The sequence below is a fragment of the Halorhodospira halochloris genome, from assembly GCF_002356555.2.
GTDB lineage: Bacteria > Pseudomonadota > Gammaproteobacteria > Nitrococcales > Halorhodospiraceae > Halorhodospira > Halorhodospira halochloris.
This window is the reverse complement of the sequence record NZ_AP017372.2, coordinates 699,931-716,397: the sequence shown is the minus strand read 5'-3', so window position 1 is coordinate 716,397 and position 16,467 is coordinate 699,931. Positions and strand designations below refer to the sequence as shown.

Sequence of the window (16,467 nt, the reverse complement as noted above, 5' to 3'; positions counted from 1 at the left end):
CTGCCTACCTCTGTTTCTGCTGTAAATCATCTATCGGCCGTACACCTTGCACCTGCGCATCGAAAGCATCCTGCAACCCTTGCAGGCCCGGATCTTGGCGCAGGCTCTCTTCAGCCTGCTGCTGCAACTCCTGCTGACGCTGCTGCTCCTGTTGTGCTGGGGTAAGCTGAGTATCCATCACCTCAATACGCAACTCAAGCTGCCCCTCGCCAAAACTACTCTGTAAGGCCTCACACAACCTCTGGCGGCGCTCATCATTGAGCAGATAGCGCTGCGCCTGATCAAGATGCAAGGTTATACGGTTACCATCCCTGCCGCCCCATTGGCAATGGCTGGCCAGTGCGTACAGCATACCATCAAGCTGGCCAACAACATTACGCCAGTAGTCGGCCGCTGCGGATGCAGCACCCTGCTGCCCGCCGAGCTGACCTGGCTCTGGGGCCGCTGGCTGCTGACTGGCGCCATGCTGCTGCACTTTATTGCCTGCTTGCTGCTGCGTTGCGCCCTGCTGTGCAAGGGTGCGCCCTGCGCCTGCTGAGGAGATCGGCGATCCCCCGCCGCTATTGCCGGGTCCGCCATCCTCGGGCCTGCTGTCCCGGGACCCGCTGCCTTGGGCCCGACCATCGCGAGGTGGCATCTGCGCCGGGCGGAACGCCAGCATCCGCAATAACGCCATCTCGAAACCGGTTGCCGGATCGGGCGCATAAGGCAGGTCGCGGCGGGCATGGATGCCAATCTGATAGTAAAGCTGCAGATCCTCGCCACTGATTTGCTGAGCCAGACGCAACAACCGTTCGCGCTCGGGCTCATCCTCAGCTATAACCCCGGGCGCCTGCTGAGCCAACGCCAGAGTGTGTACCGTAGCCACGACCTCGCTCAGGATGGCATCGAAATCCGCTGCCTGCTCAGCTAGATCGCGCGCTGCGCGGACCACCCTATCACTATCCCCTCCAGCCAGGGCCTCAATGATATCAAGCACCTGGCTGCCCTCCAGGGAACCAAGCATGGCGGCCACTTCGTCTTCGCGAGCCGCGCCATCGCCATAGGCGAGGGCCTGATCGAGCAAACTCAGAGAGTCACGCATGCTGCCATCAGCGGCACGGGCTAAGCGCAGCGCTGCGCCGCTATCGACCTCGACGCCTTCATCGCCGGCAATCTTAAGCAACCGCTCACAGATCAGGGCACTCGGCAAACGGCGCAGATGAAATTGCAGACAGCGCGAGAGGACTGTAACCGGCAATTTCTGTGGATCGGTAGTGGCAAGCAGAAACTTGACGTGATCAGGCGGCTCTTCAAGGGTCTTGAGCAGCGCATTGAAGCTACTGCCCGAGAGCATGTGCACCTCATCAATGATATAGACCTTGAAGCGCCCCCGGCTGGGTGAATACTGCACATTATCGAGCAGCTCGCGAGTATCCTCGACCCGGGTGCGCGAGGCGGCATCTACCTCGATCAAATCGACGAATCGGCCCTGGTCTATCTCGCGACAGCTTGGACACTCCCGACACGGAGTAGCAGTGATGCCCTCTTCACAATTCAGACACTTGGCAAGGATTCGGGCTACCGTGGTCTTACCTATACCGCGGGTACCGCTGAACAGATAGGCGTGATGGATGCGCCCGTCCGCGAGGGCGTTACTCAGGGCGCGCAGTATATGCTCTTGACCCGCCACATCTTCGAACCGGCGGGGACGCCATTTTCGCGCAAGGGCTTGATAGGTCATTGGCCTGGAGCGGCTCCACTAGCAAGATGGAGGCGGCCACACCAGCCACACCCCGGCGCCCGACGGGCGCTGCTGCCGCTGCTCCCTTCCGGGCCTGACGGGGTTCGCAGCGTGTCGTCGCGGGGGGACCAATGCGGCCACCATCGCCTGGCGGAGAGGGAGGGATTCGAACCCTCGGTACCTTGACGGTACACACGCTTTCCAGGCGTGCGCCTTCGACCGCTCGGCCACCTCTCCTCGCATGTTTAGCTGATATACTCTAAACTAGCGCACGACGCTACGCAAACTAAGAGTTAGACGAACTGCTGAAAGGTCAGATAAGTCGTGAGCGATCACAACAGCCAAAAACCGGACCAGAATGGGCAGGCGCAAGATCAAATAGCCGCCCTAGAGCGCGAGTACGACACCCGCAGCCACCTTGATGACCAGAACATAAAGCCACTTGGGCTGGAACTACATAACCCGGTCTTCGTAGTCAGCTCGCTGCTGATAATAGTCTTTGTCATTGGAGCGTTGATATTCACCGATCCTGCTGCCGATGACGGCGGCATGGCCAAAGTGGCCCTAGATGCCGCACTCGAATTCTCCCGCGTCAACTTCGACTGGCTGTTCCTAATCGCCGGCAACATCTTTGTCATCTTCTGCCTGCTGCTCATTGTCTTACCGGTCGGCAAGGTACGTATCGGCGGTCCCGATGCCAAACCGGATTTCTCAGTACTGTCCTGGTTTGCAATGCTTTTTGCCGCCGGCATGGGTATCGGCCTGATGTTCTGGAGCGTCGCCGAACCGGTGGCCTTCTACACCGACTGGTGGGGCACCCCGCTTAACGTCGAGGCCGAAACCGAACAGGGTGCTCGTGCCGCCCTCGGTGCCACGATTTATCACTGGGGACTGCACCCCTGGGCTATATACGGGATCATGGCCCTGGCCTTGGCCTTCTTTGCCTACAACAAAGGTCTGCCGATGACCGTGCGCTCAGCATTCTACCCGCTACTGGGCGAGCGCACCTGGGGCCCAATAGGGCATATAATCGACTTACTGGCCGTACTGGCTACCGTCTTCGGCCTCGCAACCTCGCTTGGCCTAGGTGCGCAACAGGCAGCGAGCGGGTTGAGTTACATATTTACTGGCGTACCCAACACCCTGGCCACACAGATCGCGGTCATAGTGGCAGTAACCTCAATCGCCCTGATCTCAGTCCTGCGCGGCATTGATCGAGGCATTAAGATCTTGAGCAACATCAATATCTCGATCGCCGGACTGCTGATGCTCTATATCATAGTCAACGCCGGGGCGATCGCCTTTGCCGGCTACGTCTACACCACCGGCACAGGCTATCTCGAAACGTTCCTACCGCTGAGCAACCCGGTGGGGCGCGAGGACACCAAATTCCTCCATGACTGGACAGTATTTTACTGGGCCTGGTGGATATCCTGGTCGCCGTTCGTCGGCATGTTTATCGCCCGAGTCTCGCGCGGACGCAGTGTACGCGAGTTCATGACCGCTGTGCTAATCGTCCCTACCGCGGTTACAATCTTCTGGATAGCTGCCTTCGGCGGCACAGGGGTAGAGCAGGCCCGTGAAGGTATAGGTAACCTTGCCGCGGGACTAGGCGACGATGAGTCGATGGCCCTGTTCCACATGCTCAACGAACTGCCGCTGGCTATGCTGACCTCAGCCATCGGGGTCTTCCTGGTACTGATCTTCTTCGTTACTTCATCAGATTCAGGCTCGCTGGTAATCGACAGTATTACCTCCGGAGGCAAGACCAATGCCCCCGAGGTTCAGCGCATCTATTGGGTAATCCTGCAGGGGCTAATCGCCGGCACACTGCTCTACGCCGGTGGCGATGCCGCCCTCGAGGCGCTGCAATCCGGGGCAGTAACAGCCGGCTTACCATTCACCGTAGTCCTTCTGTTAATCTGTGCAAGCCTCTTCCTCGGTCTTCGTCATGAGCAGAAATTGTTGCGCCTGAAGGGCAAAATTTAACTCTTGGCTGGCGCCTGGGATGAAGGCATAGATTATGTTGAAGCGCACCCAACAAGGAACGCACCCGGCCATAAGCTATTGGCTTATCCAGTTGCCAGGACTGCTGCTTATCGCAATCCTGGCGGCTATTGCAGCTAATCACAACCTGGTCAGTGCCAGCACTGCGATTCTCATATTCATAGCATGGCTGATAAAGGACCTAATCTTATACCCGGTATTCGCACGTACCGCCTGGCTGTACTATCCTATGGGCCAGGAGGCATTGATCGGCGAGCGCGGGGAGGTGGTGCGGGAAATCACCCCCAACAAACCGGGCCAGGTACGCGTCAAAGGTGAGATTTGGCAGGCTCGCAGTGTTGATCACCACTCTTTTAAACCAGGGGAGGACGTTGAGGTATTCGGTGTCGACGGTCTGACCGCGTTCGTTAAGCCGACCACGTAAACCTATGGCGCATTGGAAGAATTTCACCAGCTTGTTCCAGCCTCGCTGGCTCAGCCCAGACCCGGAGGTGCGCCGCCAGGCGGCAATGAAATTGTCCATCCAGAATCCTGACCGCGGCATGGTTCTGGGGCGTTTGATACAGGACAACAGCCCCCAAGTCCGCGAGGCAGCGATAAAGCGCGTGAACGACCTCGACCTACTCCGAGCATATCTGCACGGGGAGGCCGACCCGCGGGTACGCAATGCTGCCTCGGTCCGCTACCGCCAACTCCTAGTCGGGGATTGCGATGCAACCACGCTCGATCGCGAACTTGGTCTATGCAACGACCCCACCATAATTGCTTATGTCGCCCAGAAAGCGCGCGACCCCGAAGCGCGCCGCCACGCCATTCGGCGCATAGAGCAACCGGCACTGCTCGCTGAGATAGCTCTGCACGACGACGAAGAGCGCAATCGCTGCCTTGCAGCCCAATTAATCGAAGACGATAAGACCCTCAGCGACCTCGCTCAGCGCGCCCAAAGCAAAGGGGACGAAGGTTACCGGGCGACGGCAAACTGCCCACAATCAGAGATAGAAACCGAGACAGATGCAACAGCAACAGCGGATGATGACGTCGCGGCCACACCACAAGCAGCAGTTGCCGAAGCCCGGCCCAAGGGTTACCACCAGCAACCGGATTCACTCAAGAGTAGTGCCCCAATTGCCCAGCCAGCCGAAAACATCCACAAACCGACCAGCCAAGCCGGGGCTAGCAATATGCCAGAGGCACTGTGCCGCGCTATGCACGGTTTAGCCTCGGTTAGCTACCTGCCTAATCTGCAGAGTCGGCGGCGTAACCTAACTGCCCGCTGGCATGCGCTACCGCAACCCCCAGAAGCTGCGCTCCAGCGACGCTTTCGCCAAGCGAATATAAGAGCACTGACCAAAACTGTCAGCACCAACAGCGAAGCAAGCCGAGCGCGTCGTGAGCTGGAGAAGTTGACTAAGGAATTTAATCCGCAGCGGGGCGAACCAACTAGCCAAAGGATAGCCGCCGCCCGACGCAACTTAGATGGCCTGCGCGGCGAGGATATAGATTCTGCACATGCCCGCATAGCACTACAAAGACTCTATCGCCAACTGCCGCGCTATGAGCCGGAACAGGCTCAAAGGCAACCCAGTCGCAACGCTCTCGGCGAGCAAAAGGCTATCCTACACAGGCTCAACAAACACCTTATAGAGGCCGAAAAGGCACTGGCAAACAGCGACTTTGTCGGGCTTCAAGGCCACATCCGCGAGGCTCTGCAAATAGCATCGAGCGGAGCGCAATAAGATTTGCTTAATTCAAAAAAAGATATTACCTTAATGTATGTGGGTTTTTATGCGCTGCAAAACCTACCGGTTTACGGACACCTTTATCGCAGGAGTCGAATAGCCATACGTAACTATCTATAGAGGCTCTCAAGAGGAGGAATTAAACCTGAAATGCGCAGCACCTTGCCCCCCTAGGTGGATGCCGACATGTATTACGACAAGCTAAAGGAGTGGTGGCAACAGGAGAGTGCGCAGATGCGCGTGGGCGTACATCTGGCACCACGGTTTGTGGCCATCACTATAGTCTCGGCGGATGGTAGTGAGCTGATCAGCTCCGATTATCTCAAATCTACTCCCCAGACCCAGGAAAAGGCCCTCGCTGAATTGGTCGAGCGCAATGACTGCGCTGGCTCGCCGGCCTATGTGGTACTTGATGGCAGCGATTACGAGATACGCCATATCGATGCACCTCAAGTGCCGCCGGCTGAGATTGCCTCAGCCCTGCGCTTTCGGCTCAAGGACATGGTGGAGATCCCATTTGAGCAGATGGCAGTAGCGGCGCAGCTGCAATACAGCGACCGCCGCCAAGCCGACCACCAAATTGCCCTAGCCGGCATTGCACGGCAAGAACGCATAGCCGCAATAGCGCGAACGGTCCACGGGGCGGACCTCGAACTGCAGGCCGTTCTCATGCGCGAGACCGCCCTAAGTAACTTGGCGGCCAAAATGCCGGCAGCCGAAGGTGGTGTCGCTATAGTCTATGTTGGCGATAATGATGGGGTTATTGCCATCTGTCGCGGCTCCAGGCTGGGGCTCGCCCGACGCCATAACACTGGCACAGAGCAGATCGCCGCCGCCCATGGCAATGATCAACCACTCCAGTCCATTGCCACCGAACTGCAATACTCTCTCGACTACCATGACGGCCAGCTCTCATCCTCCCCGACCAGCCTCTGCGTGGTGCCGCCGCTCAACGGCAGCGGCAGAGATCGCCTGATCGACCACCTCGATCAGGCATTACCGATAAAGTCTGACAGGCTAAACCCCTACGACCTGCTCCAGCAGCCAACGCTGGCTGCCGGAGAAGAAGGCCGGGGAGCTCCTACATCGGAACCGGCCACCCAAGGCCACTGCCTGCTCGCCCTCGCTGCCGCCCTACCCCATCCGGAGCTTGCCAGCGCCTCGATGTATGCTCCGGAGCGCAAACGCATTAACCCCCTGGGGGCTAGAGCGCTGGGCGCATATCTTCTCGGCAGCATCGTCTTGTTGGCTCTATTTTCCATCGTCATGGTATGGCGCGCAGCGGCACTAGAAGCTCAGTTAGCTACTGGCGAGGAGCAGCGCCAAGAGCTCACCGCTGCTATAGCCACAATCAAAGATGAACGCGGCACGGGCGAACCGGACTCCGATCTCATCGCCAAACGCGACGAGCTTGAACGGGAAAGGGAACTGCGCACAAAATTCCTTGAACAAATCCACGGCATCGAACAAGAAGCCCTCGGCGGTTTCTCGCAGACTTTGAACACCCTAGCCAACCAGCGCGTCACGGGTTTGTGGCTGACCCGCATAACCATTGCAGGGAATGACATATCCCTCACTGGAGGAACCCTAACCCCCCGTAACGTCGCTGATCTAGTAAACCGACTCGCCAATGAGGAAACCTTCAGAGGGCGCTACTTTGATGATCTTTCCATTTACCGTCCTGAACAGGAAAACAGCTTCCCGGGCGCGTTGGAGTTTCGCGCCTCAACCATAACTACTGACCCGAGCGAATAGAGTAATGGCAGCGCCCCGCACCAAGATCAAGACCCTCTTGCAGCCTGTGGTAGACGCCATTGAGCAAAGAACTACCCGCGAGCGAGTCCTCCTACTCGGCGCCGCAATCGCCCTTGTTGGGGCCTTGTGGTATTACGGCTCTTATCAGCCGACACAGCAACGGATCAACACGGCGCAAACCCAACTCACTGAGGTAAAATCGCAAGTCGAAGAATTACGCAGTGAAAAACAGAGCCTGGAAGAGGACCCGATAGAAGATCCTGACGATCAGCTCCGTGCTGAGATAGCTGAACTAGAAGATGAGTTGGAGGAGCTGCATGACAGCGCTGCGGCCGATATACCCAGCTTTATTCAACCGCAGATGATGCGCCGAGTACTCGAGGAGATCCTCGCCGAAAGATCCGGAGCGGATCTTGTTAGCCTCCAGCGGATGCCCCCCGAACTCGCCATTAAGCCCGACGAGGAGAACGACTCGGCAACCCCGGAGGTCTTCCGGCACCGCATAGAACTGGTCATTGAGGCCGACTTCATGTCTACAATAGACTACCTGGAAGAGCTTGAGGATCTGCCCTGGCAATTTGCATGGGAGATGATCGATTACCAGGTGATCGACCATCCGCGGGCTAGGGTAAAACTACGCTTGCACACCCTCAGTGGCCACCGCCAGTGGCTGGGCCTGTAAGGTGACTATGATGGATTATGGCAGCTCCAGTAAAAGAATACTGCGGTATCTGGCAGTATTGGCCGTTTGCTTGACCATCTTCAGCCTGACCACAAATCTCCCCGCCCAGCAGCGCTCTGACCCAACTGCGCCACCGGGTTCAGGGCCCGGCACCAGTCCTAGCCCAGCCCCGTCTGCCCCCAGCAGAGAGCAGGTCGAGAGATCGCTGCCCCAGGTGCAGATGGTGATGCAAAGAGCCGGCAAGAGCAGTGCCTATATCGGCGGCCAGTGGAAGGGCGAAGGTGAGACAGTGGCGGGATTCCGCATCGAAGCCATCGAATCCAACGGGGTAAAGGTAACAGCCAGAGGCGAGGATTTTTTTCTGCCGGTCAGCGGGCACGGAGTAGGTAAAAAGAGGCTGCAGCCAGATAAAATGCCGGGAGCAAAAGGGCAATGAGATCCATCCATGCACAGCAGTGCACACAAATAAAAAGATCAGACAACTTAAATGGCCCAAGCGTAGCGCTCGCCTTGCCCCCCGCAAAGCCGAATATTGCTGTGCTCACGCTGGTAGTAACAACACTCCTTGGGGGCACTTTACTATCCGGCTGCGCCGGCATGGGCAAAACCCCTGAACAGCGGGCACAACAGGCTGAGGAACGGCTGACACCGGAGGCTAGCAGTGGACCTGCACAGCTCCCAGATATTCCGCGCGAGCTGGAAGAGCAGCTTGCCGGCCCACCTCTGCTCGACCCCTTCGAGCTCAGGACCGAAGAGCCAAGGTTCGACATCAAAGCCCAAGACGTCCCCGCTGTGCCATTCTTCCAGGGCCTGGTTGAAGATACCCCCTACAACATCATTGTCCACCCCGATGTCGAAGGGACCCTGTCGATGACCCTACGCGATGTCTCCGTGCCCGAGGTCATGGAATTGGCCCGCGAGGTTTATGGCTATGAGTACCGTCAAACCGATGTGGCCTATCTCGTCCTGCCGCCAAGGCTTGAATCGCGCCTCTTCCAACTCGATTACTTGAATGTCCTGCGCAGCGGTGAGTCGGGCTCTAGAATCACAGCAGGTGAACTCCAGGATGGTGATGATGGCGACTCCCTAGCCGGGAGCAGTGTCAGGACAGAGTCCGAATCAAAGATGTGGCAGGACGTTAAGGAGGTTATTGAGGGCATTATTGCGCATGACCGTGACAACGCCAGCGCGGTAGTAAGCCCTGAGGCTAGCACGGTAGCCGTGCGCGCCACACCTGCCACCCTCCGCCAGGTTGAGCAGTTTATTGAGAATCTGCAAGGCACAATCACCCGACAAGTGGTTCTTGAGGCCCGTATCCTTGAAGTTGAGCTCAGTGACCAGCACCGCATGGGCATCGAATGGGAGACCTTAGGAAGTCCACTTAGCGGGAGCCTTAGCACTGGAGCGGACGTTGGTATAGAACCCTCAGGAACCTTTGGTCTAGGAATTGACCGCGAGGGATCTTTCTCGGCAACTATCAGCGCCCTGCAACGTCAAGGTGACGTCCAGGTGCTCTCCGCGCCACGGGTTTCAACCCTCAACCATCAGAAGGCGGTCATAAAGGTCGGCACCGATGAGTTTTACCAAACCGGCATCGATCTAAACCAAAGGGTGATTGATAACACTATCGTCACCGAACTCGACCCGACCTTCGAGCCGTTCTTCTCCGGCATCGCCTTGGATGTCACCCCGGCGATCGACGCTAATGGCTGGATAACCATGCACGTCCAGCCCTCCGTGACCGAGGTCCAAGAAGAACCCCGCCAGCTCGAATCAGGCGGTGATACCACCGAGTTTAATCTGGCCCGGAGCGATGTGCGCCAATCAGACTCCATCGTCCGCGCCCAGGATGGCGAGATGATCATCATCGGTGGGCTCATTGAGGAACGCGATAAAAACATCACCGGACAAGTCCCATTGCTCGGCAACCTGCCCCTGCTCGGTCGCCTCTTTTCGTATGAGCGAGTTGAGTCGCAGAAGTATGAACTGGTCATCCTGCTGCGCCCACGCATAGTCAACGAAGATACCTGGCGCAGCGAAATCGATGCCCACTCCGAGAGGATTCGGGGGATGTACGGGACAACCCCGGGGAGACGCTGATGGCAAAATATTCGCTAACACTTTTGGTGAAGGTGTTTTGTCTGGCTGGGTTCGCGATTGGAGTGGGCAGCGTGGCGACAGCCGACAACTCGGGGCAGGCAGAGGATTCCTCAGCGCAAGAGGCAGGCCATTTCGAGCGTAACCCGAGCGATCCCGACCCTGAAATACGCGCCCAACAGCTGGTCGAAAATGCCGAGGCCCATGCCCAGGCGGGTGATGAGCTGAGTGCCGCGCGCGCCTATCAGCGTGCCCTCGAACTCCAGCCTGCCCTGAGCAGCGCACGGCAAGGCTACGCCCGCATCCTGATGATGAGCAACCGCAGTGAACGTGCTCGCCAGGTCTTACGCGAAGGCATTGAGGAGGGCGATAACAGCGAGTTTAGCGCCCGCTTTTACGCTCACTTGGCAGAACAGGCCGGCGAGCAAGACGAGGCGATAAGCATCTTGAAAAGGTTTAGCGCACGCAATGACAGCGAAGCTGGGGCCATCGAGGCGCACCTCGCCGCTCTCCACCGTCAGATCGGCCAGCACGACCAGGCGCTGATGTACTACTCGCGCCTTGCCCGCCACGAACCGGATAACGGGATCTGGCCGGCTGGTCAAGCATTGGCGGCCGAAGCGATGGGCGATAAGGAGTCCGCCCTGCGGGCCTGGCAAAGGGCAGTGGAGCTAGGACTGAGCGCCGAGATCGCCAGCTATGCCGAATCCAGAATTGAGCAGTTAAGGGACTGAGGCAATGCTGCGCAAGAAGATACGAATCGGTGATCTGCTGATCCAAGAGGGGCTCATCACCGAAGAGAATATGCAACAGGCCCTGCGCGTCCAAAAGCAGACCGGCAACAAGCTCGGCCACCAGCTTATCGAACTCGGCTACGTAACCGAGGATCAGATCCTTGACCTACTCTCCCAACAGCTCCAAGTCCCCCGCGTCAACCCCAACAACTACTGGATAGACCCGGAGACCGCCGCCAACTTGCCAGAGAGCTATGCCCGCCGCTTCACCGCCCTGGTTCTGGAGGAGACGGGGAGTGATTTTCTTGTTGCTATGGCCGATCCAAGCGATCTTATCGCCATTGACGAGATCAACCGTGTCCTCAAAAAGCCGCCGCGCATCGGGGTAGCGCGCGAATCGGCCATCAACGATCTGATTAACCTCGTCTACCGGCGCACCGAAGAGATCAGCAACATCGCCGAGGAGCTCGCCAGTGAGCTTAACAAGGGCGATGACATAGATCTGGCCACCCTCAATATCGGCGAGAGCGCGGCCAGTGCCCCGGTTGTTCGCTTACTCCAATCGCTATTCGAGGACGCCTTGCAAATCGGCGCCTCTGACCTGCATATCGAACCGGATGAAAACGCCCTGCGCATCCGCATGCGCCGCGACGGTGTCCTCCAAGAGCAGATCTTCCGCCAGCGTAATATCCACTCCGCCATGGTTTCGCTGCTCAAGATCATGAGCGGTCTGGACATCACCGAGCGACGCCTACCGCAGGACGGCCGTTTCCATATCCGGGTCCACGGCCGCAGCGTCGATGTCCGCCTCTCGACACTGCCTTTGCAGCACGGCGAGGGGGTAGTAATGCGCCTGCTCGATCTCAGCGGCGGACTGGCCTCGCTGGAGAAGACCGGCATCCCGGAGGATATGCTGCGTCGGCTTCGCCGATTGATCCACATGCCCTACGGCATGATTCTGGTAACAGGCCCGACCGGATCGGGTAAATCGACGACCCTCTACGGCGCCTTGCAGGAGCTCAACAAGTCTGGGGTGAAGATTATTACCGTCGAGGACCCTGTCGAGTACCGCCTCTCGCGCATCAATCAGGTGCAGGTCAACGAGAAGATCGGGCTAACCTTTTCCCGAGTCCTACGTACCTGCCTGCGCCAAGATCCGGATATCCTCATGGTTGGCGAGATGCGCGATGAGGAGACTGCCGAGATCGGCATGCGCGCGGCGATCACCGGGCACCTGGTCTTCTCTACCCTGCATACCAACGATGCTGTCGCCACCGCCAACCGCCTGCTGGATATGGGTATTGAGCCGTATATGCTGGTTTCGGCTCTGCGCGCCATACTTGCGCAGCGCCTGCTGCGCCGCATTTGTACCCAGTGTCGCGAGCCTTACACCCCCTCTGAACTGGAACAGCTCTGGCTGGAGGCGGCATTCGGCACCAGTGACTATCAGCTCTATGTCGGCAAGGGTTGCAATGCCTGCAGCAATACCGGTTACAGCGGCCGGGTCGGCGTCTTCGAGCTGCTTGAACTGACCCCGGATATGATCAACGCCCTCCGCCACAATGATCAGGCTGGATTTGCCGCCGCCTGCGCTGCCGACCCCAACTATCAACCGATGAGCAATGTCGCCCTGGCCTATGCCAGCAAGGGGCTAACTACCCTTGAGGAGGTCTTCCGCGTGCTCGGCGAGATCGATGAGAGCGAACTGCGTCTGCACCAGACCAAGATCGACTCGCTGATCGCCGAGTTGGATAGCCAGGCGGCTGAACAGCAACTTGACCATGAGGCCGGAGATCAACCGGAAGTGGCACAGCCTGATCCGGCAGCCGAGCAAGGAGCCGCTGATGGGAGTGGTCCAGCAGTTAATAGTGAGGAGCGCAGCGACCAATCCCCGCCAGCAGAGGACCGAGCACCGATAGATAACCGCTCGCTACTCGACGCCCTCAATGCGCCAATCGACCGCAAGGATAGGCATGGCTGAGTTTATCTATCAAGGCCGCAGCCGAGATGGCAAGTCGATACGCGGCAGCGTCGAGGCACCCTCGCTAGACGCCGCCATCAATGAGATAGTGGCACTCGATATAACCCCTATCGACATCAAGGAAAAACCGCCGGAGAGTGTCGCCCACACCGACCTCAACGCCCTGCTGAGAAGTTGGACAGAAAAATCGGTTTCGCTGGAGGATCTGGTTACCTTCGTGCGTCAGCTCCACGCCTTGATCCACGCCGGTGTACCGATCATCCGTGCCTTGCGCGGGCTTGCAGACAACTCCTCCAACCCTAAGCTAAAGCGCACCCTGCGCGAGGTGGCCAGCGGCTTGGAGAGCGGTCAGTCGCTAACTGAGGCGATGCGTGAGCACCCCAAGGTCTTCCCTACCCTGCTGCTGGCCATGATCCGCGTCGGCGAGGACTCGGGCCGCCTTGAGGAATCACTGCAAAGGATGGCTGCCAGTCTCGATCAGGAGCGCACTACCCGCGATCGGGTTAAGCAGGCGCTGCGCTACCCGAGTTTTGTCTTGGTAGCGATTCTTGCTGCGCTGGTTATTATCAATCTGTTTGTTATCCCGGCCTTTTCAGATATCTTCGCCCAAATGGATGCCGACCTACCGTTAACCACGGTTATCCTTATCAATTCCTCGGAGTTTTTTACTAACTATTGGCTGTATATTTTCGCCGGCTTAGCCGGGGTATTTTTCGGTGTGCGCGCCTACATCAATACCGTTAACGGTCGCCTGCTGTGGGACCGTCTTAAGCTGCGCATCCCGGTAGTCGGCAACATCCTACTGCGCGCTCTACTCGCCCGCTTCGCTCGTACCTTTTCTATGGCGTTGCGCTCAGGGGTACCGATCCTCAGCGCCATGAGTTCGGTCGCCGAATCGACCGATAACGCCTACATTAGTCAAGGCATCAACGGTTTACGCGATGGCATCGAGCGCGGCGAGGGTCTCTATGCGGTCAGCGAGCGCAGCGGGCTGTTTACACCGCTGGTGTTGCAGATGCTTGCGGTCGGTGAAGAGACTGGGCAGATTTCGGACATGATGGATCAGGTCGCTGAGTTCTATGAGCGCGAGGTTGAGGTCGATCTGGAGAAGCTCTCCTCTTCCATCGAGCCCATTGTGATTTCGTTCATAGCGGTGCTGATCTTGGTACTTGCACTCGGGGTCTTTCTGCCGATGTGGCAGTTGGGAACAGCGGCGATGTGATGGTTGATGATTGGAGATTTCATGGAGGTAAACAGTTTACTTGTGTGTTTTGGGGTATAATCTAATAGTTACAGTTATGCTTACATGCTAATTGTTTTGATTAATGGCTTGCCAATCTACTTTGGCAGCACGGCCGAAGAGAGGAAAAGAGATGAAAGAGCAAATCCATCTAGATGAAAATAGTTGCAGTTCGAGCCCCGAGCAGGCTACAGGTAGAGTCGGGCTCGTTGAGCTAGCTAAGAACTTTGTCCACCGCAATAGCAGTGCCAAGCGCCGGAGACGTCAGCTTGAAGAGGGGTTCACGTTGATTGAGCTGGTCATTGTGCTGGTGGTGCTCGGCATCCTGGCCTCAATTGCCATTCCGCAGTTCACAGGTATTCAAGATCAAGCCCGCGCTTCAGGCTTGGCAAGTTCACTAAGTTCTGCGGCGACCGCTGAGGCAACTAAGGCTGCCGCACAAGGCAACGAATGGTCAGAGCCAGATGATTGGGATAATTACCTCGATGGAACTCCATTGGATGATCAGGGATTCTCAGTAGACGGGAGCGAGTGTGATGGCAGCAACGATGTTGAGGCCGAGTTTTCTTTTCCTGAAGTAGACACTGATGATGGTAATTTAACTGGAGGGACCACTTACCGCTGTGTACAAAAGTAGTGATGATTAATTGATACTTCATAGTAAGTATAAAGGTCCCCTTATGGGGGCCTTTTCTAATGTCACCAACTACATCGCCGCCTGCCCCAACTGCCACATTGGCAGGAAGATCCCCAGCGCCAGGACCAACACCAGCACGCCGATAATGCTGATCACGATGGGCTCGATGGAGGACGACAGCCGGTCCAGGTCGGCCTATAATTTTTATATTAAATTTTCTTGGCACCGTTTTTTAATTAAAAACCTCAAGATACGCTTAAAAAATGCTTGGCTAATCAAGCGGTAAGCAAACAATCATGGCAATCTCGGTGCAACGATTCGGCTATCCTCAAGGGCATCAGCAACCACAAAGGGTGCCCTCAGTTATAGCCCTCTACAACTGCCGCAATGAAGCCATGAGAAGCCATGAACCGGGCTCTCTGTCTTCCTGAGCCGTAGAAGAATCAAGAGTATTATCCCTTGTACCCTCTTTCCTGCTCTTGGCCCTATCTTTTCGTCGGCGCGCAGAAACGCCCTCTCATCCCAGCAAAGGCCTCTACTGATCGCCTAGTCTCTTTCTCTGCGGTGTAAAAAGCCATTGCATCAGCCACACGGAACCTTAGCGACTGGTGCAGATTCTTTGGCTCATGAACCCATGAACTCCAAGAACGCCTAATAGAAGGCCGCGCAATATCTCTACGCTGGAGTGATGAGGTCTACAACTGACACCTCTATCTCTTCTTTTCAGTTCATGGATGGCCTCGTAGAAGAATCCATAGAACTCATTGCTGCCACATTGCTTCTTGCTGCCGTGCTTTATTGTTTTCAGGAGTATCGTAGGCCTTTCGTTTCTTGATCTCAAATTCGTTCTTTTAAGATCTCACCATCGCCACATCCGATCATTTCTATTATCCCTCCCCTCTACGATAAAATAATTAATCCATTCTCTCCTTTTTCGCCCTGCTCTGCTATCTCTGGTTCGTACAAACATCTTGATGACAACCTGAACCCGAAATTATTACTATAAAACCTCCTTCCATTGAGGGAACACCAAGGACCTATCACCAAATTCCAGAACATAAGCGGCCAACAATAGTATTAATATAAACCTTCCCCTTTTTGTTCAGAAAATCTTTATAACAAAATTCCTTCCTGGTCAATTTCTCTTGCGTCTCTTGACCGAGAATCTGAACCAATTATACTTGGAATCTCTAGAGCGGAAAAGGAGCAGAATAACATTAATATAAATTTTTTGGAACACGCACTACAAAAGGAGGAACAATGAAAGAAAAATTTGAAGACTGGGCGTTTGTTTATATGAAATTTGTTGATTTATTGCACCACGGTCTTACACCGGAACAAACTTTTATTGATATATCGTACTATTGCTTTCACGAAGATATAGAGCTATCCAACCATACTTTGCATGAGTTGCTGCATGTAGCCATGATAGAAGTTTATTATCGTTAGTTTTTCTCATGCCTTGAGTATTCAGAGAACTCAACGATGTCTCGCACAAGGTAGCGAATACAGTTGTCTGAGTACTGGTAGTAAGGAAGGCGCCCTTCAAGACGAAGCCTCTGAAGCTGACGGACAGATAAGCCTGTTATCTTTGCAGCCATTTGACCGTTTACAAGCTCGTCTGCCCCGATCTCTTCACCAGCGATGATGATATAAAAATTTTCTTTGCTCATTTCGTATATTTTCTTTTTGCTATAAATATTTATGACAGATAGGCGCCTACTGTCTTTTAAGGCCATTTAGATATCACTTTCTTTTAGCAAGCCAGATAATTTTATAGATGCTCCCTTCCTCTTTGCTGTCTTGCTTACCTTCCCTGTGTTTGATTTTGAACGATGTTATTAACAAGTTGAGCAACCTCTAACGCTATAG

The 16,467-nt window shown here is 56.0% G+C and carries 14 protein-coding genes, 1 tRNA gene and 1 other RNA gene; 12 read left to right on the top strand and 4 right to left on the bottom strand.

What is annotated here, in order from left to right; genetic code table 11:
• Positions 1-4: 4 nt before the first annotated feature.
• From dnaX to HH1059_RS03435, 3 genes are all read right to left on the bottom strand, one after another.
• A complete protein-coding gene (gene dnaX, locus HH1059_RS03445) occupies positions 5-1,723 on the bottom strand; it encodes a DNA polymerase III subunit gamma/tau (RefSeq protein ID WP_096408330.1) in 1,719 nt (572 codons plus the stop codon).
• A gap of 36 nt (positions 1,724-1,759) precedes the next feature.
• Positions 1,760-1,857: signal recognition particle sRNA small type (gene ffs / locus HH1059_RS03440), an RNA gene on the bottom strand.
• Positions 1,858-1,871: 14 nt separating this feature from the next.
• Positions 1,872-1,960 (bottom strand) — tRNA-Ser (locus HH1059_RS03435).
• A gap of 87 nt (positions 1,961-2,047) precedes the next feature.
• Between HH1059_RS03435 and HH1059_RS03430 the strand changes: the two genes are divergently transcribed.
• From HH1059_RS03430 to HH1059_RS03375, 12 genes are all read left to right on the top strand, one after another.
• A complete protein-coding gene (locus HH1059_RS03430; protein WP_096408328.1) occupies positions 2,048-3,712 on the top strand; it encodes a BCCT family transporter in 1,665 nt (554 codons plus the stop codon).
• 34 nt (positions 3,713-3,746) lie between these two features.
• A complete protein-coding gene (locus HH1059_RS03425; RefSeq protein ID WP_096408325.1) occupies positions 3,747-4,154 on the top strand; it encodes an NfeD family protein in 408 nt (135 codons plus the stop codon).
• Between the two features lie 31 nt (positions 4,155-4,185).
• On the top strand, positions 4,186-5,466 hold the full coding sequence (locus HH1059_RS03420; RefSeq protein WP_162549339.1) for a HEAT repeat domain-containing protein: 1,281 nt from the start codon (positions 4,186-4,188) through the stop codon (positions 5,464-5,466).
• A 189-nt stretch (positions 5,467-5,655) separates the two neighbouring features.
• Entirely contained in the window at positions 5,656-7,224 is a 1,569-nt protein-coding gene (locus tag HH1059_RS03415) for a PilN domain-containing protein (protein WP_096408320.1), read from the top strand.
• Between the two features lie 4 nt (positions 7,225-7,228).
• Positions 7,229-7,906: a type II secretion system protein GspM gene (gene gspM, locus HH1059_RS03410; RefSeq protein ID WP_096408317.1), complete on the top strand. Its 678-nt coding sequence runs from the start codon at positions 7,229-7,231 to the stop codon at positions 7,904-7,906.
• A gap of 226 nt (positions 7,907-8,132) precedes the next feature.
• Positions 8,133-8,342 (top strand): hypothetical protein, encoded by a 210-nt coding sequence (locus tag HH1059_RS13160; protein WP_162549338.1) that lies wholly within the window; start codon positions 8,133-8,135, stop codon positions 8,340-8,342.
• Positions 8,339-10,006 carry a pilus (MSHA type) biogenesis protein MshL gene (gene mshL / locus HH1059_RS03400; RefSeq protein ID WP_096408312.1) on the top strand — a complete coding sequence of 556 codons (1,668 nt, stop codon included), beginning with the start codon at positions 8,339-8,341 and terminating at the stop codon, positions 10,004-10,006. Before HH1059_RS13160 ends, mshL begins: the two co-directional genes overlap by 4 nt.
• Before the next feature lie 71 nt (positions 10,007-10,077).
• Positions 10,078-10,737 carry a tetratricopeptide repeat protein gene (locus tag HH1059_RS03395; RefSeq protein ID WP_162549337.1) on the top strand — a complete coding sequence of 220 codons (660 nt, stop codon included), beginning with the start codon at positions 10,078-10,080 and terminating at the stop codon, positions 10,735-10,737.
• A gap of 4 nt (positions 10,738-10,741) precedes the next feature.
• On the top strand, positions 10,742-12,718 hold the full coding sequence (locus HH1059_RS03390; RefSeq protein ID WP_096408307.1) for a GspE/PulE family protein: 1,977 nt from the start codon (positions 10,742-10,744) through the stop codon (positions 12,716-12,718).
• Entirely contained in the window at positions 12,711-13,940 is a 1,230-nt protein-coding gene (locus HH1059_RS03385) for a type II secretion system F family protein (RefSeq protein WP_096408305.1), read from the top strand. Before HH1059_RS03390 ends, HH1059_RS03385 begins: the two co-directional genes overlap by 8 nt.
• Positions 13,941-14,091: 151 nt before the next feature.
• Positions 14,092-14,595 carry a type IV pilin protein gene (locus HH1059_RS13910; RefSeq protein WP_096408302.1) on the top strand — a complete coding sequence of 168 codons (504 nt, stop codon included), beginning with the start codon at positions 14,092-14,094 and terminating at the stop codon, positions 14,593-14,595.
• A gap of 1,260 nt (positions 14,596-15,855) precedes the next feature.
• On the top strand, positions 15,856-16,044 hold the full coding sequence (locus tag HH1059_RS03375) for a hypothetical protein (protein WP_096408300.1): 189 nt from the start codon (positions 15,856-15,858) through the stop codon (positions 16,042-16,044).
• Here the strand turns inward: HH1059_RS03375 and HH1059_RS03370 are convergent.
• Positions 16,041-16,268: a MerR family transcriptional regulator gene (locus tag HH1059_RS03370; RefSeq protein ID WP_162549336.1), complete on the bottom strand. Its 228-nt coding sequence runs from the start codon at positions 16,266-16,268 to the stop codon at positions 16,041-16,043. The genes HH1059_RS03375 and HH1059_RS03370 overlap by 4 nt on opposite strands.
• Positions 16,269-16,467: the final 199 nt, after the last annotated feature.